Origin of the sequence: Vreelandella rituensis, from assembly GCF_003336665.1 — a bacterium.
GTDB lineage: Bacteria > Pseudomonadota > Gammaproteobacteria > Pseudomonadales > Halomonadaceae > Vreelandella > Vreelandella rituensis.
Genome location: NZ_QPIJ01000044.1, coordinates 19,983 through 38,937, shown reverse-complemented (window position 1 = coordinate 38,937; position 18,955 = coordinate 19,983). Strand labels below are relative to the sequence as shown.

Sequence of the window (18,955 nt, the reverse complement as noted above, 5' to 3'; positions counted from 1 at the left end):
AACTGCCTGTCATCAGGCGTGGGCATACATGCGGTCGTCACGGTAAGCTCTCAGGCAAAAGAGACATCATTTTACGGCTTTATCCCTTTCGCGACACCCTCTTTAGGGCGAGGTAGTTGACCTATCTCCAGAAGTCCGTTAGCAAAGTCCATGTCATAGGCAAGTTTTTGCAGCAACGTGAACAACTGATCATTGGGCATGTGCCGAGCGTCATCGGATTTCAGCGTCATGTTCTCGAGGGTCTTACGGACATGGTCAAGAATCAGGTAGGCACGTTTTTCCGGGGTGTCATCAGCGTGAAAGTACCAGGCTGATCCATCAGCAAGATCGATACGAACGCGTTGTTCAATCATGGCGATTCCCCCGGATAGAAATAAAAAAGTCAGCTGACTGGTTATGTACTGACCAGCTCTTGAGACTCATTGCTTTCTCTCCTAGCGTAATTTTTTGGGGTAAAAAGCCATATAACTTATGTTAATTTTTAATGGTATTAAGGTCTTAATGCGAAATTATTTCGCTACGCCGATCTCGAGCATCATGCTCGCATGAACTCCAAGAGGCGCTGAAACAGCGCATCGGGTACTTCTTCAGGAATGTAATGCCCGCAAGAAAGGGCTTCTCCGTCAACGTGTTTTGCGACCGAACGCCATTCCCGCAAGGGGTCGAAACAACGTTCGATGATGCCGTGTTTTCCCCAAAGAATCCGCGTGGGACAACTGATCAGCCGCTCTGCAGCGCGGTCATCACGATCATGCTCCAGATCGATGGTGTTCGATGCCCGGTAGTCCTCACAAAGGGCATGCGCTGCGCCTGGTTGAGCCAGGGTGCGCTGATATTCGCTAATCGCACCAGGCTCGAATATTTCCAGATTGCCGTGACGGCCACCCATGGTGCGTTTGATGTAGTCTTCGGGGGAAGCTTCTATCAGCGTTTCGGGTAGCGGAGCAGGCTGGATCAAGAAGAACCAATGAAAATAGGCGGTCGCAAAGGTGCGGTCGGTCTTTTCATACATGGCAAGGGTCGGCGCAATATCCAGCAGCATCAGTTTTCTGACTGCTTTCGGGTAGTCCAAGGCGAGCCGATGAGCGACTCGTCCTCCTCGGTCATGCCCGCAAAGGAAAAAGTCCTTGAAGCCTAGTTCACCCATCACCGCTACCTGGTCGGCAGCCATCGAACGCTTGCTATAATTGGCATGGTCGGGCTCTCCCGCCGGTTTGGAAGAATCCCCATAGCCTCTCAGGTCGGTTGCCACGACGGTGTAGTGCCGAGCCAGGCGCTCAGCCAGCCGATGCCAGATAAGATGTGTTTGAGGGTGGCCATGCAGCAACAGGAGAGGAGGGCCTTCTCCACCGATACGTCCATGGATGCGAATGCCGTCATTGTCGATATCAAAGGTACGAAAGCCTTGAAACATCATCTCTTTCTCCTGTTGGCGAGTCTCTCATGGTTGGGTTTCGAAAAATGCTACTCCCGAGCAGAGGGGCAGGGAGCTCCGCATGGCGCACAGGCCGTGCTGTCTCGCTGCATCAATGTGGTTTCGACATTGCCACGCCCCATGTTGAAAGCAAAGGTAGGGCTTTGCAGGTGGTCGGCCATGATCAGCACCAGAATCACCGCTAGTGCTATCAATACGCTGCTACGTCTGTAAGCGGCTCGCATGAAATTCTCCAGTGCTCAATTGGGTAGACGGAACCAAGGACGTAGGCGAATGCCTATCATCGACCCCAGAAAAGCTGAAGCAAACCATATCCAGCCGTGCAGGCTGGCCGAGGCGATGCCTGAAAACAGCGCACCGATATTGCAGCCAAAGCCCAGGCGCGCGCCGTATCCCAGCATTAAGCCGCCTACGATGGCCGCCAGGAACTGGCGCCCTTGGGGGCGAATGCGGCTGGCCTCATTGAAGCGGTTCGCCATGCCGGCGGCGAGCATCGCGCCCAGCAATAAGCCGAAGTTCATCACCGAGGTGATATTGACCAGCACGGAATCGGCCAAGGCCATGGCCGGGTAATCCCACGTCCAGAATTCGAACTGGCTCATGTCGACGCCGACTGCCTGCAATGCCTTGGCACCCCAGAGATTAAAGGCAAAGGTAATGCCCCAGGGCGAACCACCGATCACCAGGGTCAAGGTGTTGCCGATGGCAAGCACGGCAATTGCCCAGAAAAACGGCCAGCGACCGGTCAGAAGGGTGCGTAAAAAACCGTTATCCCCACTGCGAAAACGCCATTCGGCACGCTCGACATTGCCATGCGCGCGCCGTTCGATGCGCGTTACCCACCAGGCTATCGCACCCAGTGCCAGCCACTGCACAGCAATGGCCCCGGGAATGCCCAGGCCGTCGATCAGGCTGATAGGGCCCACCGCCGGCAGGTCCAGCCACCAGGGCAGGTGAATCGAGCCGATCACCGCGCCAATGATGAAAAACAGCAACGTGACCACCATGCGGATATTGCCCGAGCCCACGGTGAATAGCGTTCCTGAACCGCAGCCCCCGCCCAGTTGCATGCCGATGCCGAAAATGAAGGAGCCCACCACCAGGGACGTGCCTACCGGAGCCACCGCGCCGATCAAGTCGTCGGGATTGTTACCTAGCAGAGGCACCATCAGCAGCGAGGTCAGGGCAAACAACAACAGCTGGGCCCGCATTCCCGCCCCGCGTTTTTTTGTCACCAGGTTGCGCCAACCGGCAGTGAACCCAAAGGCGCCATGGTAAAGCGCCACCCCGAGAAGCGTGCCCACCGCAAACAAGGCCACCAGGAAAGGGGCGGTTTCCAGCCAGATCAAAAAGCCGAGAAGGGCGAGCCCGAACAGAGCCACCCCGACCACGAAACGGTCGACCTGCAAGGGCTGTCGAGTGGGAGTGAGAGTGCTTGCTTGACTCATGAGAGGTCTCTTTCGTAATGAAGGCCGCCCTGCATGAAGGCTCAGGCAGGGCGGAAAGCACGAAGGGCGATAGGCGTCTTAGTTGAAGAATTCGATGACGCGCGCGAGGCCGCGTTTGGCGGTTTGCACCGGGCGACTGTCGCTGAGCGTCCATTCCGCCATTGAGCCGTCGTACATGGACACGTTATCGAAGCCTGCCACTTCACTGAGCACAAACCAGTCGGTCGCCGCCCAGTGCCCGGTATTGCAGAACGCCACGGTCTGAGTGTCGCTGTTCAATTGCGCTCCATTGATGCGTGCTTGCAGGTTTTGCGTATCCAGATAAAAAGCGCTGTCACGGTTATGCATCATTGAGTGATGAGGCAAGCTAGTGGCACCGGGGATGGTGCCGGCAGAACGAACCGCGGGCGAGGTCGTATCGCCGGTGAAGTAATCGGAAGGCCGGGCATCCACCAGCTGTGTTTGAGAGTTGCGGGCGGTTTCGACTTCTTCCAGCGTGGCGATCAGTTCCCGGCGAAAATCGACGTCGAAGACAGTCATCTCCCGCGAGGCCGGAGAGCCGCTTGCCACCTCGTAGCCTTGTTCTGTCCAGCCATGGAAGCCGCCGTTGAGCACGGCGACGTCATCATGGCCGAGTACTTTGAAGGTCCAATAGATACGCGCGGCGCTACCAAAGTCGGTTGCGCCGGTGCCTGCAGGGACGACCACCACCGTATCGTCGTTGCCGATGCCCAAGCCGCCGATCAAGCGCTTGAGCTTGTCTTCCGGTGGGAGAAGACCTGCGACATCGCCACGTTTTTCGCGCCAGCCATCATCGGTATAGTTGCTATAAAGACTGCCGGGAATATGCGACTGCTCGAAGGTCGAGCGATCGCCGCCATTATCGATGCCGGAACGTACATCGAGGACCACCAGGTCATCATTTTCCAGATTGTTGCTGAGCCATTCCGCGTCTACCAGGGCCGAAGGGAGTTCGACAGCCAAAGCATGCGAGGCAAACGCAGCCATGCCCAGAGCGAGCAAGGCCGGTTTGATGAATAATTGCTTGAGCATAATCTTGATCTCTTGGGTCGGGTATTCGTATCGGTATTATCCGAGGATTGTCGAGATTTTCAATATTCTCCAGAAGAATTAATAATAATCTTGATATATCTTTTGAGAATATAAACTCAAGTCATCTCCCGCAATTTCCCTTGGCGGCGCGCAAGTAAAGAAGCAAGAAGACGCTCAGCGTTGGGTAGCGCGCTCGGCGATCGCCATGAAAATAGCGTCGAGTTCCTCCGCAATTTCGAGCAGGGTTTCATCGCCTTCATGGGCATAGGGCGTGAAGACATGCGTCGGGGTTTTCCAGGATAACGTGGCCGTGCCATCGGCCTGTTCCGTGACGTAAAAACGCACAGGCGCTTCTATCATCGCCGGTACGCTGCTGCGCAGAGCACGCACGGCAAAGTCATTGCGAAATACACCCACGACGCGGTTGCCGGGAATGGTTTCCCCACGCTGCGCGGCCGCTTCGGTGGGGCCGGCTTCCGTCACTACCGCCATGCCTTCAGCGGGAACGGCTTCACGTAGAGATTCGAGAAGCTCGGCGTAACTCTGTTGAGTGGGCATTACCTGCCAGCCTTCTTCGGGCCACTGAGTCTCGGCAGCCACCGGAAAGGTCACCCCCAGCATGAGCATGGCGGCCAGTAAGGTGGCGACAATGTGACGGCATTTCGAATGCTGCCGAGAGGTGGATATGGATTGAGCATGTAAAGACATCAGGCACTCCTTGCAGAGGTTTCAAGCGATTCACGTTGCCAGTGGCGCAAGGTGCAAGGGTGAACGCCAAAGGTTTCAGGGACACGCAAGCCGAGACTTTCAGCCAACAGCCCGATAAGCGCCATATGATGGATGGTATGGCTGGTGAGAAAGGCCAGTTCGCGTTCAAGGCTCGAATCGAGCGTCAAGGTGGTGGGGTCGTCAGGGTAGGTCAAGGAAAGGTGGGAGGAGGCTGAGCCTTGCTTAAGGGCTTGCAACCCGCACTCAATCCACCTCAAATGCTCGACGGCCAGGGGTGGCGATTGCTCCAGCGCGACATCACGTTTGCGGTTTTCATAGTTGAGGCTAGCTGGGAAGGATGAAATGTCTTTATCCAGCAATGCATCGTAATGATCGATAATGTGGCGAACGTGTTTTCCCAGGGTATGCATCTTGCGTTCGCCCAATACCTCCTGGTAGTGGTGAGACGATAGGCTATTGAGGAATTGTCTGAGTTGAGCAAGGGGATGAAGGCTTTCCTCGATGAGCGCCTCCAACGCCAACGCCTTGTCGTTTATTGCCATTGCACTGTCTCCCTCTGGTTTTTTGGAGCTGGCTTTCGGGACAGGGTTTCGACGGCGGGGTCTAGCATGGCCACGGCGATGAAAGGGAGAGGCTGAAGCCGGACAGCACCAGCCTCTCCATTGGATGCAACGGCTCGGGATCAGGAAGCTTCCACTTCGCCTTCGCCTTCGCCTTCGCCTTCGCCTTCGCCTTCGCCTTCGCCTTCGCCTTCGCCTTCGCCTTCGCCTTCGCCTTCACCTTCGCCTTCACCCTCAGCTTCATGCTCTTCCTCGCCTTCTCCTTCGCCCTCTCCCTCGGCTTCACCTTCGGCGTGCATGCTCGCCAGCAACAGGGTTTCTTCCTGATAAGCGCTAAACCCTGCTTGAGTGGCTTCATCGCTTGCCACGGCCTGGAAAGCCGCGGTGCCGGCGATAAGCGCCAATGCCGGGGCTGTATAGCCCAGCTGGCGGCTCAGACGGCTCAGCAGGCTGCGGCGTTTTTGATCTTGTAATGACATGATCTATCTCCTTGGATGGTCTCGATTGACATACGCTGTATGTCGTCCCGCAATGAAGTCAGCCAGCTGGGCCGACTCCGGTTTTGCCCAGGATGAAGCGGCCTTTGCTGCATTATTCGGCTTTGGCTTCATCCTCGGCTTCTGCTCGGGCGACTGAAGGCTGAGCCTTGAGGCGCTGTGTCAGTACTTGGGTGGCGTCGCTTTCGTCCTCCAGATTGATCACGCTGCGCTCACATTGAGAGAGCCAGTCGTTCAGGCCGGTGATGGCATCGACATCCAGCGGTTTGCCATCGGGGGCATAACAGCAGGGCAATAACGCCCCCATTGCATCCAGGCTTGAAAGGGGCTCGGATAAAACTGGGGAAGCTTTTTGCGCTTTTTCATGGTTGATCCATATCACCTGCCGCACTTGGCCTTTTTCAGGTAACGCCAGCAGCGAGGTTGCGGCTTCGCCCAGCTGATTGGCCGACATCGGTAGCCCCAGGGGTTCCGCCTGCATAAAGGTGGCGGTATCCAGGCGGACGCCCCGGGTCAGCGACAGCGCTGAAGAGGGCGCAAGGTGTTTCGCCACGGCCTCGCCTTCTTCGGGTGTGGCAAACAGGCACAGCGCCATTGCCCCTTCCGGCGTGGTCAGCAAGCCGGTATCGATCACCAGGTGGTGGGCCGATGCCGCCTGGCGGGCCAGATAGGTAATCAGTAGGGGAGCGAGCGAGGCCAGTTTCAGGCGCGAAGCCAGCACTTCTCCATGGGTGACCAGGGTGAAACCCGGCGAATCTCGCAGGATTTCAAGGCGAGGTAGGTCCTTGCCCTTGGCGCGATCTTCTTCAGCCATTGGCGACAGCAGCGGCGCCATGCGCGCCAGAACGGGGGCGCTGTCAGTGTGCAGTTGCCATTGTCGATCCTTACCTATCAGTTTCATGGGAGGGAGCGACACATTGGAGGTGCTCGGCTGGGTTTCATCGGCAGAAGAGAAAGCGTGGCTGGAGGGAGGCTGCTCGCCCTGTTGACTTGGAAGATGCTGGCTGAGGAAATGCTGTCTGAGTAAACCGTTGCGACACCATTCTGAAAGGCTCGTCCATACCTCGTGACGCAACACCTGGCTATCGGCGGTTTCACCTTCCGTGAGCCCGACGGAACAGGCGAGCTGCTCGGCGATGGCGTCCGGGTCCAGGCCCTCGGTTGCCAACAACCAAATCAAGGCGGCGGTATCGTTGAGCCGGTAGTAATGTCCGGTATGCGTGGCGTAGAGAGCGAGCTGGTCATCATCGAACACTTCCGCTGCCTGCCACCGGCACAAGGTCGGGCGTGGAACGGGGTGGCTTGCCAGGGCGTCGGTCAGCTGAATATCGGCAAGCCGGGGCAGCGAGAAGTACGGCAGATAGTGTGACGGTGATCGATTGGGGTACAGGCGCTGGAAACCACCGGCACGAGCCAATTCCTGTTCGGCCTGTTGAACGACTGTCTCGGCGGCTTGCCCGGGTGCATCAATCCCCACCAGCGCAACCATATCCTTCACCAGCCCATTCTTGATTTTTTTCTCGACGATGCCGCCATCCTCGGGCTTGGCGCAGATGCCCAGCGAGGGGCTGAGGTTGCATTCCAGAATCCAGGGTTTGAGGTCGGCATCCACCATGCAATCGAGTCCCAATAGCTCATAGCAGCCTTGAGGGTCGGCGCCGAACTCGGCCGTGCGCTGGCGCATGGCATCCAGGGCGGAAATCACGGTCAGGGTGATCAAGTCATGAATTTGCTTGAAGAGCCGTTCGTCGTCATGGCCTTGGTGACGCAACCATTCACGGTAGCGTTCCAGGTCGATGAACTCGACGGGAATCTCCGCCGAGGTATTCAGGGCGTTGATATCGGGATTGGTCAGTTGGCTGTAGGGGTTGTCCGCATCGTTGACGTCATAAGGTTCCGAGGCCAGCTTGGCAAACCCTTGGCGATAGGCATACAGCCGAAGCGGTTCGAGGGAAGCAATCAGCACGTAAAGGCGAAGCACATATTTGTGTCCGCGGATGGTGTGAGGGTCGGCCAGATACTCTTGAACCATCCAGTTGGGCTCGAGCGGTGTTTCGCCCACGTCTTGCAGCACGCGGATACCTTTGCCCTTGGACGCATTCTTGGGTTTGAGAATCCAGTGTTTCTCGGGGTGCGTCAGGGCCACCTGTTGCAGGGCATGGTAATCCTTGGGCATGGAGTAGACCCGAGGAAAGAAGGCCAGCCGCGCACTCGCTTCGTGGTTCGGGCCAAAGGTTTCGTGGATACGGAAACGCAGCGCCGCCAGGCTGTCATGCAGGCGACTTTTTACCGTCAGGGCATTATTGCCGGGAAAATGATTGAGCTTGCGTTGCGCGGAGACATGCTTGAATTGAGCTGGATCGGGCATGCCCGTGTACCAACCGGCGTCCCACTCATCCGCATTGCCTGGCTCCCAGCCTTGAGTCTCAAGCGCTTCCCGAAAGAACCGGTCCTGCTCAGCGGCGCGCTTGCCTCCCAACCAGTAACGACGTTTTGGCATTTTTTGCTCAGCCATTGCCGATCCCTCCCATGACTCGGTTTTATTATTTGCTGATCCTTAGTCGTTAACTCTAGGAAGGCCTTACAGTCTTCGCCGATTTTTTTGTGGCTCATTTGGGGTTGTTTGATTGTTTAACGCCGGGTCCGATTCTTGGAGACCACTTCAGTCCTCAAGTGAAGCCAGCGTGCCAATCGAGAAGTAGGGCGGCGGCGCAGGTAATAAGGCAGCAGTGTCATCACCGCCAGCACCGCCAGAGCTGCGGTGACCGTCAGGAAGGGGTTGAGCTCGAAAGTGGTGCCCAGACCGGAAAATATAACCGTCATGGGTAGCATCCCCAGAAACGTGGCCAGGGCGAAACGCCAGGTAGCGATGGCCGTGACGCCGGCGGCATAACTGACCAAAGCGAATGAAAAAAGCGGAATAAGCCGGGTCAAAAAGACCGTCCAGAACAGCATATGCTGCGCCCCATCCGCTGCGAAAAGAGGATGATGTGAAAGCCGTTTGCGAAGAAGTTCCCTCCCCAGCAAGCGAGCCACGAAAAAGGCCACCAGCGCGCCGATCATCGCTCCCACCGCGGCCACCAGGGTTCCCTGGAAAATGCCGAATGCCAGCCCGGCGGCCGCACTGATGGGCAAGGTGGGAATAGGCCCCACCACTACCGCAAGAATCATCATCAATACGAGTAGCAGTGGTCCGAGAGAGCCATGCGCATTCAACCACTCGGAAATGGCTTGGGCCGAAAGGCTGCCGGGCATTCCCAGCCGATGCAACACCCACCAGATTCCTGCCATGACCAGGGTGACCGCGCCCACCATGCCGAGTTTGAATAGCAAATTTTCTCGCTTCATGTACTGATTACTCGTTGAATTATAAAAATTGGCGTGGGACGTAGCCACCGGCACCGGGAGGTTTTTCAGTTCAGGCTCAAGGTAGCAGGCCTTTCAAGGATCAACGTTTCCTAGGCTACGCTTAATCAATAAGCCAAGCCGAACCGAATTGAACAAGGAGAGAGGCAGTGATTAATCACTTGTTTAACAAATTGAGCTACTACATGACTCTCTCCGAAGAGGAAAAGCAGGTACTGGAGAGGGCGTCTACGGGAAGCGTTCTTATGGAGAAAGGCGAGGTCATTATCAACGAAGGTGAGCGGCCCAAGTATGTCTACCTTATAGAAAAGGGATGGGCATGCCGCTACAAACTTCTGGAAAATGGCGATAACCACATCATGGCCTACCTGATCCCTGGGGATCTATGTGATGTGCATATCGCTATTCTTGATGAAATGGACCACTCGCTACGCGCGCTTACCCCAGTGACACTGCGCAAGTTTCCAGCAGATGAAATGCGCAACATCATGGAAAATCATCATCGTCTGGCGCGAGCGCTTTTCTGGTCTACCTTGGTGGATGAAGCCGTTTTGCGAGAATGGTTGGTTAATATGGGGACTCGGCCGGCCGAGTCGCGTCTGGCGCATCTCTTTTGCGAAATGCTGATACGTTCGCATATTGCTGGCTGTGCTAAAGATAACAGTTTTGAATTTCCACTGTCGCAGGCGGAGCTCGGTGAGACGATAGGACTGACGTCGGTACATACCAACCGCGTGCTTCAAAAGCTACGCCAGGAGGGCTTGGTATCACTGGAAAAGAAGCGATTGACGATTCTTGATTGGGAGCGATTGAAGGAATTTTCTCAATTTGATTCGATTTACCTGCATTGCCAAAACATATCTTGCCAAAGATCGCCTCGATAAACCTTGCTTGAGAAGTCTGAAAGATATTGTTGCAATGCACAAACAGTATGCTATTGTTGCACTGCAACAGAGCAGGGGATCTCCTGTTCACTATCACTTTAAAGAACCTATGGAGGTTCCTGTAATGATGAACAACTTCAATTTTGACCCCAAGCAGTTTGATACCAAGCAAATCGAATCCATGATGTTCGGCCCGGCTCGCGCTTACGCGGCCCTGTCCGTCGACTTCACCGAGAAGCTGGTCAACGCTCAGCTGGACGCCAGCAAGGCTTATGCCGACAATGGCCTGGCCCAGTTGCGCAGCCTCATGAACGTCAAGGATGCTGAAGGCCTGCGTAGCTACATGGAAGGCCAGCAACAAGCTGCCCAAGACCTGGCCGAGCGTCTGAAAAAAGATGCCGAGAAAGTGGTTTCCTTGCAGCAAGAGTTTGTTCAGCAAGGCCAGAAGTTGACAGAAGAAAACGTCAAGCAAGCCCAGCAGACTACCGCCAAGACTGCCAAGTAAAACGGCTAGCCGACATCTAGTCGGCAGGGCGTTACCCAAGAAGGCCGCTGATCAATGATCAGCGGCCTTCTTGTTTGTGCTTGAGTCACTGCCGAAAAGCCGAATTGGCCGTTATCCTGGCATGTAGTAATCAGCGACGCTAGTGAGTCAACGTGGTTTAACGAGTACCATGGCGGCTTTCATTGCCGTGGCGCTCGCTCATGTCATCTTCCGCTCCACCCTTGTCCTCTGCAGGGGACCGCTACTTCGATGGCCTTGCCGACAAGTTTTCCCGGTCGTTATACAACGCCCCGCGGGGAGACCTGCGTCTGGCGATGTTGGATCAGCTGTTACCGCAGATGCTGCGCCTGGAACAACAACCGGTGCTGGATATCGGTGGCGGCCTGGGGCAGTTAGCACTGTGGTTGGCCGCCCGGGGCCACCCGGTCACCATGACCGAACCATCCGGTGAGATGCTGGCCTATGCGAAAGAGGCATTTTCCACGGCCAACACCAGTACGCCCATCGAATTCGTGCAGGCGCCGCTTCAGGCGCTTGAAGCGAAAACACCCGGCCCTTGGCCGTTGATTACCTGCCATGCGGTACTTGAATGGCTGAGCGACCCGCAAGACGCCATGCGACGGCTGACGGCACTGCTGGCGCCGGGAGGGCAGTTATCGTTGATGGTCTTCAACCGCGATGCGCTGCGTTTCTCCAACGTGGTAAAAGGCAACCTGGAAAAAGCCTTGAGTGATCGGTTGGCCGGCACCGGCCACCGCCAGCGGCTAACGCCGATTTCGCCTATTTCGCATGATGAGGTCACCTGCTGGGCGGCGGAAAACCGGTTACAGATCGAGTCGGTGGCCGGAATCCGCGTGTTTCAGGACTATCTGCGCCAGCCGCCGCAGACTGAGGCTGAGCGTGCCGACCTTCTGGCCTTGGAGCATCGCTATTGCCGCAGTGAGCCGCATTGGCGTCTGGGGCGCTATCTGCTTTACACCTTGATTAAACCGGAGAAAAGTTGATGAGTGCGCAAACACCGGCTTGCCAGCTGTTGGAACGTTATTTTGAGGAACACGCCGACCTATGGACGATCGCGCCGCCTCAGGATGCCTGGTTGAAGACCCATGCCGACACCCTGGTGAGTGCCGATCAGGCCATTCTGGATGCTTGGCGAGCACTTGGGAAATCCGCTTATAGTCCCTTCGACAGCTTGCCCGCCCCGACTGGACCCTGCGTGCTGTTCTGGCCCAAGGCGCATCGCTTGGGACTATGGTGGCTGGCATGGTTATGCGCAGAGCTGCCAAACGGGACACCGCTTGCCTTGGTGGGTGAAAACCATGGAGGAATCAAGCGTGTGCCCAAGGTGCTGGCTGAGTTGGGGCTGCAAAGCGATAAACTGGATAGTGCGCGACGCTGTTCATTATTCGTCACGCGCACCGCAAAGCTGAGCCAGTCGCCGGACGATGCCTGGACGGAGTTTTCCGCCGCTGGCTTGAGCCTGGCAAGCCACCCGGGGGTGTTCGGCCATGGGAAGCTGGATGAGGGTACGGCACTGTTGTTGGAAACGTTAACGCAAACCCTGCCACCCAATGTAGATAACGTATTGGACATGGGCTGCGGTGACGGTGTTCTGGCAGCCAGCTTGGCGAAACAAGGGCGAAGCGTGACGGCGGTGGACGTGAACCTGTTCGCGGTGGAAGCGACGCGGCGTACCTTGAGCGCCAATCAATTGCAAGGAGAGGTGCTGGCGAGTGATGTCTATCAAGCGCTGGCGGGGCGACGCTTCGATGCGATCATCAGCAACCCCCCATTTCACCAGGAACGCGCGATTGATTACGGCCCGACCGGACGCCTGATACAGGAAGCGCCTGGCTATTTACGCCCTGGCGGTCGATTGATTGTCGTGGCCAATGCGTTCCTGCCCTACCCGGATCTGCTTGAAAAGACGTTCGGTCAATTCACGCTACTTGCCGATAACCGCCGCTTTCGCGTTTATCAAGCCGGTTTGGAGGCATTGGCGTAACGAATGCTGGTAATCAGATAGGTAGCCTCGCCACCCGGAGCCATCACGGTGACCTCGTCATCCAGCGTCTTGCCGAGCAGGGCGCGGGCCAGGGGCGCATCGACACTTATCCAGCGCTGTTCCGGCTTCATCTCGTCGTGGCCGACGATCCGCAAGTTGATGGTTTCGCCTTCTGCATCCTCCAGAGAAACGAAAGCCCCAAAGAACACCTTTTGGGTATCCGCGGGTAGCCGGTCCACGACACGCAGTTCATCCAGGCGCTTGGTCAGGTAGACGATGCGGGCAATCACCCGGTTGAGCTCTTTCTTGTTGTAAGTGTAATCGGCGTTTTCGCTACGGTCGCCCTGGGCGGCAGCTTCGCCTACCTTGGCGGAAAGCGCCGGACGCTTGGTGCGTGAAAGATGATCCAGAATGCCGCGCAGGCGTGCGGCGCCTTCGGCAGTTATCAGATTACTTTTAGGTTCCTGGCGAGGATCCTTGGCCGGATCGCGCCAGCGGGTCATGTTACGGCCTTTCATGCATTACTCGATCATTACAACGGATGTTCCAAGATACGTGATTGCAGGCTTATGGGCCAGTGATGTCTCACGACTGGAAAATCATTCAAACGTTCGTTACATTGCAGTCCTTACACAACAACAATCTGGAGATTGGATGAAACATTATCGTTCGTTACATCAATGCGTGCTGGCCGGCAGCCTGTCGGTGGGTCTAGTGCTGGCACCCTTGAGTGTCGCCATGGCATATGAAAATGCACTTTTTTCGCTGAAAAATCGCTGGGAGCACAGCACCACGCAACTTGCCGAAACGCAGCGCCGTGAGGCGTTGAAATCTCTGACCGATGAAGCGAAATTGCTGGCGGAACAACATCCGGATGAAGCGGACGTCTTGATCTGGCAGGGCATCGTGCTGGCATCCTATGCTCGCGAACAAAGCGGCCTGGGAGCGCTGGGCAGTGCCGGTGATGCCCGAGATGTACTCGAGCGTGCCCTGGAGCTCGACCCCGAAGGTGGCAATGGCTCGGCCTACGTGACGCTTGGCGCGCTTTATGATCGCGCCCCTGGCTGGCCACTGGGGTTCGGCAATGATGAGACGGCCGAAAGCATGTTTCAGCGTGCCTTGGAAATCCGCCCTGACGGCATCGATGCCAACTATTACTACGCAACCTATCTTGAAGAAGCGGGCGAGCGGCAAGCGGCGCGCCGGCATGCCGAGCGTGCAGCGAACGGTAATGCACGCGATAGCCGCCAGGCATCCGACGAAGCGCTGCGCCAACAAGCTCAAACCTTGCAGCGTCGTCTGTGAGCCGTTATCAGTGAATTCATGAATCAGTGAATTTATGAGGTCGATTGGCATTCCCGGTAGCAAGCATTGATAATGTTGCGAGTCATTAACCAGGAGTGCCCTGATGTCCACGACGCCTCATACCGATGAGTTGGATATGCCGTTGCTGGGACATGACGATGTCGAGCTGCAGCAACGGCGCTGTTTATATCAGGGCTTCTTTCGCCTTGAAGCGTTGGAATTGCGCCACCGCCTTTTCGACGGCGGCTGGAGCAAAACGATGCTGCGCGAAGTGCATCAGCGTTTCGATGCGGTAGGTGTATTGCTCTATGACGCTCAGCGCGACACTCTGGTGCTGGTCGAGCAGTTTCGTCCTGGTGCCATCGACGATGCACGCTCTCCCTGGAAGCTCGAGGTTGTTGCGGGCTTGATCAAGGACGGCGAATCGCTGGACGAGGTGGCGCGTCGCGAAGCTTTCGAGGAAGCCGGCGCCGATATCGGCGAGCTTATCAAAATGCATAGCTATTACCCCAGCCCCGGTGCCTGTAATGAGGAAGTCACGCTGTTTTGCGGCTTGATTGACAGTCAGGGCATGGGCGGCATTCATGGGCTGGCCGAAGAGCACGAGGATATCCGCGTGCATGTGGTGAGTTACGCTCGGGCTTGGGAGCTTCTCGAACAGGGTCGGCTCGATAACGCCATGTGTCTGATCAGCCTGTATTGGCTGGCTGCGCAGCGTGCCTTGCTAATGGCTTCATCACGGCTTTCCTCACCAAGGGAGACAGGGAGCTAACATGGCTAGACATGCCTATGTCACTGACTTGAGATCCCTGCAGGGAGAATGTAGCGCCAACTATTTGCGTTTATTGCGCCTGCTGGGCGATATGGAAGCCGGGCAGCATCGTGAGATTGCGCTGGGTGGCGCCTCGGGGCGCGAGTTCGGCTCGCTGCATCTGCACGTACAGGAACAGGCCCCCTATACCACCGTGCTGAATGTCTCTCAGTCCGGACCGCTGGATGGTGTGATTGAAGCACAGCGTATGCGCGTGCATCTTTATCATGATGCGCGCATGGCGGAAGTGACGCATTTTCAGCGTGAGCGCCATTTTCACGGCCGCTATCGCTACCCTAATTCCCGCATGCATCAGCCGGACGAAAAGCTGCAGCTCAACCGTTTTTTAGGTGAGTGGCTGGCTCACGCCTTGGCGCATGGACGCAGTCTCGATTTACCGGAGATGCGTTGATGCGTTTGGTTCAGATCACTGACGCTCATCTGCATGCCGACCCCCAGGGGCGTTCGCGCGCGGGCTTGCCGTGGCGTCAATTTCGCACCGTGATCGAGTCGGTGATCGCCGAGCGCCCCGATGTCGTGGTGGTGAGTGGCGATGTCAGCCAGGACGCGACCTCGGCTTCCTACAGCTTGGCCAAGCAAACCCTGTCCACCTTGCCTTGTCCATGGTTCTGGTTGCCGGGCAATCATGATCAGCCGGAATTGATGAAAGCGGTGCATCCCCTGCACGATGACGTGGATCTTGAGCATTGGCATATGGTGCTGCTCGATACGCGTGTGGAAGGCCGGGAAGAGGGGGAACTGGGGCCGCAACGCCTGGCCGCCTTCGCAGAATGTCTCGAGCAGGACTCGCGACGTACCTTGGTGGTGCTGCACCATCCCCCCGTCGAGGTGGGGAGTGCCTGGATGGATCGCATTGGTTTGCAGGACCGCGAAGCCTTCTGGCAGGTGCTGTCGGCTTACCCGCAAGTCAAACTGGTGCTGTTCGGCCATGCCCATCAAGCCTTTGCCCGCTACCGGGTGCTGGATCACAGCCATGTCGGCGTCTATGGCTGTCCGGCCACCGCCGATCAGTTTCTTGCCGGCGCCGAGAACTTCGCCCTCGATCAGGCCGCACGCCCTGGCTATCGAATAGTGGACCTGCGTGATGGCGATTGGCTGACTTGGATCGAGCGTGTCGATATATAGCCTCTCAGGCTGTTAGATGTTAAGAGTCTAAAAAGATAGTTATTAATTCTTTTGGGTTATGGTTGGCTCGGCGTTACCCTACGTTAATTAAACCGACAATTACCATTTTGTTATTTGTCCTGCGAGGTAGCCGGGCCATGAGCCAGTTTTCTACTTTATCGACCACGGCCCAGCGTGGGGTGCCGGAGGCGCCTTTCGAAATCGGTGCCGAGCGTCAGACCCATCTCAAGCAGCTTGAAGCCGAATCGATTCACATCATCCGTGAGGTGGCCGCCGAGTTTCGCAATCCGGTGATGATGTATTCCATCGGCAAGGACTCCTCGGTGATGCTGCATCTGGCGCGCAAGGCGTTCTACCCGGGAACCCCTCCCTTTCCCCTGATGCATATCGATACCACCTGGAAATTCCGCGAAATGATCGAATTTCGCAACCGCATGGCGTCGCAAGCGGGCATGGAATTGATCGTGCATACCAACGAAGAAGGGCGTGCCGCCAATATCAACCCTTTCGAGCACGGTAGCGCCAAGTACACCGACGTCATGAAGACCTCGGCGCTCAAGCAAGCGCTGGACAAGCATGGTTTTGATGCGGCCTTTGGTGGCGCGCGGCGTGACGAGGAAGCCTCGCGGGCCAAGGAACGTGTCTATTCGTTTCGCGACAAATACCATCGCTGGGACCCCAAGAATCAGCGCCCGGAACTGTGGAACGTCTACAACGCCAAGATCAACAAGGGTGAATCGATCCGCGTCTTTCCGCTTTCCAACTGGACCGAGCTGGATATCTGGCAGTACATCTATCTCGAGCAGATTCCCATCGTGCCGCTTTACTACGCCGCCCCCCGCCCGATCGTCGAGCGTGACGGCATGCAGATCATGGTTGACGACGAGCGCATGCCGCTTGAGCCCGGCGAGGTGCCCGAAGACAAATGGGTGCGTTTCAGGACCTTAGGGTGCTACCCCCTGACAGGAGCGGTGGAGTCGAAAGCTGCCACCTTGCCCGAAATCATCCAGGAAATGCTGTTGACCCGTACCAGCGAGCGCAGCGGTCGCGCCATCGATCACGATCAGGCCGGGTCGATGGAGAAAAAAAAGCGCGAGGGCTATTTTTAATGGGGAAAGTCTAATGTCACATCAGTCAACCTTGATTGCCGATAATATCGAGCAATACCTGCATGAGCATGAGAACAAGGACCTGCTGCGCTTCATCACTTGCGGCAGTGTGGATGACGGTAAATCGACCCTGATCGGGCGGCTGCTCCACGATTCCAAGATGATCTTCGAAGATCAGCTTGCCGCCATCACTCAGGCCTCGAAAACCAGCGGTACCACCGGGGATACCGTGGACCTGGCGCTGCTGGTCGATGGCCTGCAGTCGGAGCGTGAGCAAGGCATCACCATCGACGTGGCGTATCGCTTCTTCTCCACCGACAAGCGCAAGTTCATCATCGCCGACACGCCCGGGCATGAGCAGTACACCCGTAACATGGCCACCGGCGCCTCGACGGCCAGCCTGGCGATCATTCTGATCGATGCCCGTTACGGCGTGCAGACTCAGACTCGTCGGCACAGTTTCATCGCCGATCTGCTGGGGATCCAGCACCTGGTGATCGCGATCAACAAGATGGACCTGGTGGGGTTTTCCGAAGCACGTTTCGAGGAAATCAAGGCCGAGTATCGCCAGTTCGCTACCAACCTCAAGGCGCCCGATATTCACTTCGTGCCCATGTCGGCGCTGGAAGGCGACAACGTGGTAAACCGCAGCGAGCAGACACCTTGGTACCAAGGTAAGACGCTGATCGAACTGCTGGAAACCGTCGAGATCGATCGCGACCAGAACCTGAGCGACATCCGTTTGCCGGTGCAGTACGTCAATCGCCCCAACCTGGATTTTCGTGGCTACTGCGGCACCCTTGCCGCCGGTGTGCTGCGTCCGGGTCAGGCAATCAAGGCGCTGCCCTCGGGCAAGAGCTCGACGGTCGAGCGTATCGTTACCTTCGATGGCGACTTGCAAGCCGCCTATCCGGGTCAGGCGATCACCGTGACCTTGACCGATGAAATCGATGTTTCACGGGGCGACTGGCTGGTGGCGGCGGATGCCGAGGTGCCGCTTTCCAATGTATTCGCGGCGGATATCGTCTGGATGCATGAGCAGGCGCTGACACCAGGCAAGCTGTTTGATTTCAAGCTGGCCACGCGCGATCTATCCGGTGAAATCTCCAGCATCGATTACCAGATCGATGTCAACAGTCTGGAGAAGCATCCCGCCGAGCGGCTGGAGCTCAATGCGATTGCGCGCTGCCAGGTCGAACTTACCGCCGCGATTCCGGTGGATGACTACCGCACCAGCCCCGGCACCGGAAGCTTTATCGTGATCGACCGTTTGAGTAATGTCACGATGGGGGCGGGCATGATTCGCGGTGTCGCCGAAAGTCGCCGCAAAGCGCAGCATCAAACCGATTGGGCGGCGTTTGAATCCGATCTCAATGCCTTGGTTCGCAAGCATTTTCCCCACTGGGAAGCCAAGGATGTAAGCGACTTGCTGAAGCGCTAGGACAAAATGCCCGGCTTGACGTCGGGCTATCATGATTCACACTTCTTCAGGCGAAATACCAAAAGTTGCTCAAAAGAAGGAGTCTCGAATGTCTCAGTCTCTACAAGGAAAGCGTGTGGCCATCCTGGCTACCGATGGTTTCGAGGAAGCGGAATTGAGCAGTCCGCGTGCGGCGCTGCAGGAAGAAGGCGCCGAGGTGCAAGTGGTTAGCCCGAAAAAGCAAGGAATTCGTGCCTGGGCAAAGACTGATTGGGGCGACACCTATCAGGTCGACAAGGCCTTGGATGACGCTCGGCCGTCCGATTATCACGCCCTGGTATTGCCCGGTGGGCTGTTCAATCCGGATACCTTGCGACTGGATGAAAAAGCATTGGCCTTTACCCGGCATTTCTTCGAGCAAGGCAAACCGGTAGCGGCGATTTGCCATGCCCCCTGGATATTGATCAACGCGGGCCTGGTCGAAGGGCGGCGCATGACGTCGGTACCTTCTGTTAGCCAGGATCTCAAGAACGCAGGCGCTAATTGGGTCGATGAGTCCGTAGTGGTCGACAAGGGACTGGTAACCAGCCGTACGCCGAAGGATCTGGATGACTTCAACGCCAAATTGATTGAATCGCTTGAGCAGGGCGAAACGACGGGAAATCACGCTTGAAGAAATTAT

The 18,955-nt window shown here is 56.8% G+C and carries 22 protein-coding genes; 11 read left to right on the top strand and 11 right to left on the bottom strand.

All coding sequences use genetic code 11. The features are described from left to right. Positions 1-71: 71 nt before the first annotated feature. The 10 genes from DU506_RS15765 to DU506_RS15720 form a co-directional block, all read right to left on the bottom strand. Positions 72-353: a hypothetical protein gene (locus tag DU506_RS15765; RefSeq protein WP_114487849.1), complete on the bottom strand. Its 282-nt coding sequence runs from the start codon at positions 351-353 to the stop codon at positions 72-74. Between the two features lie 182 nt (positions 354-535). Further along, positions 536-1,417 carry an alpha/beta fold hydrolase gene (locus DU506_RS15760; protein ID WP_328587988.1) on the bottom strand — a complete coding sequence of 294 codons (882 nt, stop codon included), beginning with the start codon at positions 1,415-1,417 and terminating at the stop codon, positions 536-538. Positions 1,418-1,464: 47 nt separating this feature from the next. Next, on the bottom strand, positions 1,465-1,659 hold the full coding sequence (locus DU506_RS15755) for a hypothetical protein (RefSeq protein ID WP_114487848.1): 195 nt from the start codon (positions 1,657-1,659) through the stop codon (positions 1,465-1,467). Positions 1,660-1,674: 15 nt separating this feature from the next. Next, on the bottom strand, positions 1,675-2,883 hold the full coding sequence (locus DU506_RS15750; RefSeq protein ID WP_114487847.1) for a YeeE/YedE family protein: 1,209 nt from the start codon (positions 2,881-2,883) through the stop codon (positions 1,675-1,677). 78 nt (positions 2,884-2,961) lie between these two features. Further along, positions 2,962-3,936 carry a sulfurtransferase gene (locus DU506_RS15745; protein ID WP_114487846.1) on the bottom strand — a complete coding sequence of 325 codons (975 nt, stop codon included), beginning with the start codon at positions 3,934-3,936 and terminating at the stop codon, positions 2,962-2,964. A gap of 174 nt (positions 3,937-4,110) precedes the next feature. After that, the gene (locus tag DU506_RS15740; protein WP_235825689.1) at positions 4,111-4,644 is read right to left on the bottom strand and encodes a DUF302 domain-containing protein; all 534 of its coding nucleotides are present in this window, start codon (positions 4,642-4,644) and stop codon (positions 4,111-4,113) included. Further along, on the bottom strand, positions 4,644-5,207 hold the full coding sequence (locus tag DU506_RS15735; RefSeq protein ID WP_114487845.1) for a DinB family protein: 564 nt from the start codon (positions 5,205-5,207) through the stop codon (positions 4,644-4,646). The genes DU506_RS15740 and DU506_RS15735 overlap by 1 nt, the downstream gene beginning before the upstream one ends. A 140-nt stretch (positions 5,208-5,347) precedes the next feature. Further along, positions 5,348-5,704 (bottom strand): hypothetical protein, encoded by a 357-nt coding sequence (locus DU506_RS21730; RefSeq protein ID WP_181870785.1) that lies wholly within the window; start codon positions 5,702-5,704, stop codon positions 5,348-5,350. 112 nt (positions 5,705-5,816) lie between these two features. Then, a complete protein-coding gene (locus DU506_RS15725; RefSeq protein WP_114487844.1) occupies positions 5,817-8,237 on the bottom strand; it encodes a PqqD family peptide modification chaperone in 2,421 nt (806 codons plus the stop codon). A 116-nt stretch (positions 8,238-8,353) separates the two neighbouring features. Beyond that, positions 8,354-9,070 carry a TVP38/TMEM64 family protein gene (locus DU506_RS15720; RefSeq protein WP_114487843.1) on the bottom strand — a complete coding sequence of 239 codons (717 nt, stop codon included), beginning with the start codon at positions 9,068-9,070 and terminating at the stop codon, positions 8,354-8,356. Between the two features lie 167 nt (positions 9,071-9,237). On the opposite strand from DU506_RS15720, the gene DU506_RS15715 reads away from it, so the two are divergent. The 4 genes from DU506_RS15715 to DU506_RS15700 all read left to right on the top strand — a co-directional run bounded on the left by DU506_RS15715 (position 9,238) and on the right by DU506_RS15700 (position 12,482). Next, on the top strand, positions 9,238-9,972 hold the full coding sequence (locus DU506_RS15715) for a Crp/Fnr family transcriptional regulator (protein WP_235825687.1): 735 nt from the start codon (positions 9,238-9,240) through the stop codon (positions 9,970-9,972). Positions 9,973-10,099: 127 nt separating this feature from the next. After that, positions 10,100-10,477, top strand: coding sequence for a phasin family protein (locus DU506_RS15710; protein ID WP_114487853.1), 378 nt, complete (start codon positions 10,100-10,102; stop codon positions 10,475-10,477). Between the two features lie 200 nt (positions 10,478-10,677). Further along, positions 10,678-11,481, top strand: coding sequence for a methyltransferase domain-containing protein (locus tag DU506_RS15705; protein ID WP_114487842.1), 804 nt, complete (start codon positions 10,678-10,680; stop codon positions 11,479-11,481). Next, a complete protein-coding gene (locus DU506_RS15700) occupies positions 11,481-12,482 on the top strand; it encodes a methyltransferase (protein ID WP_114487841.1) in 1,002 nt (333 codons plus the stop codon). The genes DU506_RS15705 and DU506_RS15700 overlap by 1 nt, the downstream gene beginning before the upstream one ends. Here the strand turns inward: DU506_RS15700 and greB are convergent. Then, entirely contained in the window at positions 12,455-13,000 is a 546-nt protein-coding gene (gene greB / locus DU506_RS15695) for a transcription elongation factor GreB (protein WP_114487840.1), read from the bottom strand. The two genes, DU506_RS15700 and greB, sit on opposite strands and share 28 nt — an antisense overlap. Positions 13,001-13,136: 136 nt before the next feature. Between greB and DU506_RS15690 the strand changes: the two genes are divergently transcribed. The 7 genes from DU506_RS15690 to DU506_RS15660 all read left to right on the top strand — a co-directional run bounded on the left by DU506_RS15690 (position 13,137) and on the right by DU506_RS15660 (position 18,946). Continuing rightward, positions 13,137-13,787: a TRAP transporter TatT component family protein gene (locus DU506_RS15690; protein ID WP_114487839.1), complete on the top strand. Its 651-nt coding sequence runs from the start codon at positions 13,137-13,139 to the stop codon at positions 13,785-13,787. 103 nt (positions 13,788-13,890) lie between these two features. Beyond that, on the top strand, positions 13,891-14,559 hold the full coding sequence (locus DU506_RS15685; protein ID WP_114487838.1) for an NUDIX domain-containing protein: 669 nt from the start codon (positions 13,891-13,893) through the stop codon (positions 14,557-14,559). A gap of 1 nt (position 14,560) precedes the next feature. Beyond that, positions 14,561-15,010 (top strand): DUF1249 domain-containing protein, encoded by a 450-nt coding sequence (locus tag DU506_RS15680; RefSeq protein ID WP_114487837.1) that lies wholly within the window; start codon positions 14,561-14,563, stop codon positions 15,008-15,010. Next, positions 15,010-15,744 carry a metallophosphoesterase gene (locus tag DU506_RS15675; RefSeq protein ID WP_114487836.1) on the top strand — a complete coding sequence of 245 codons (735 nt, stop codon included), beginning with the start codon at positions 15,010-15,012 and terminating at the stop codon, positions 15,742-15,744. Before DU506_RS15680 ends, DU506_RS15675 begins: the two co-directional genes overlap by 1 nt. A 137-nt stretch (positions 15,745-15,881) precedes the next feature. After that, a complete protein-coding gene (cysD, locus tag DU506_RS15670; RefSeq protein ID WP_114487835.1) occupies positions 15,882-16,853 on the top strand; it encodes a sulfate adenylyltransferase subunit CysD in 972 nt (323 codons plus the stop codon). A 13-nt stretch (positions 16,854-16,866) separates the two neighbouring features. Further along, complete coding sequence (gene cysN / locus DU506_RS15665) at positions 16,867-18,294, top strand: sulfate adenylyltransferase subunit CysN (protein WP_114487834.1); 1,428 nt, start codon at positions 16,867-16,869, stop codon at positions 18,292-18,294. 88 nt (positions 18,295-18,382) lie between these two features. After that, on the top strand, positions 18,383-18,946 hold the full coding sequence (locus DU506_RS15660) for a type 1 glutamine amidotransferase domain-containing protein (protein ID WP_114487833.1): 564 nt from the start codon (positions 18,383-18,385) through the stop codon (positions 18,944-18,946). Positions 18,947-18,955 lie beyond the last annotated feature (9 nt).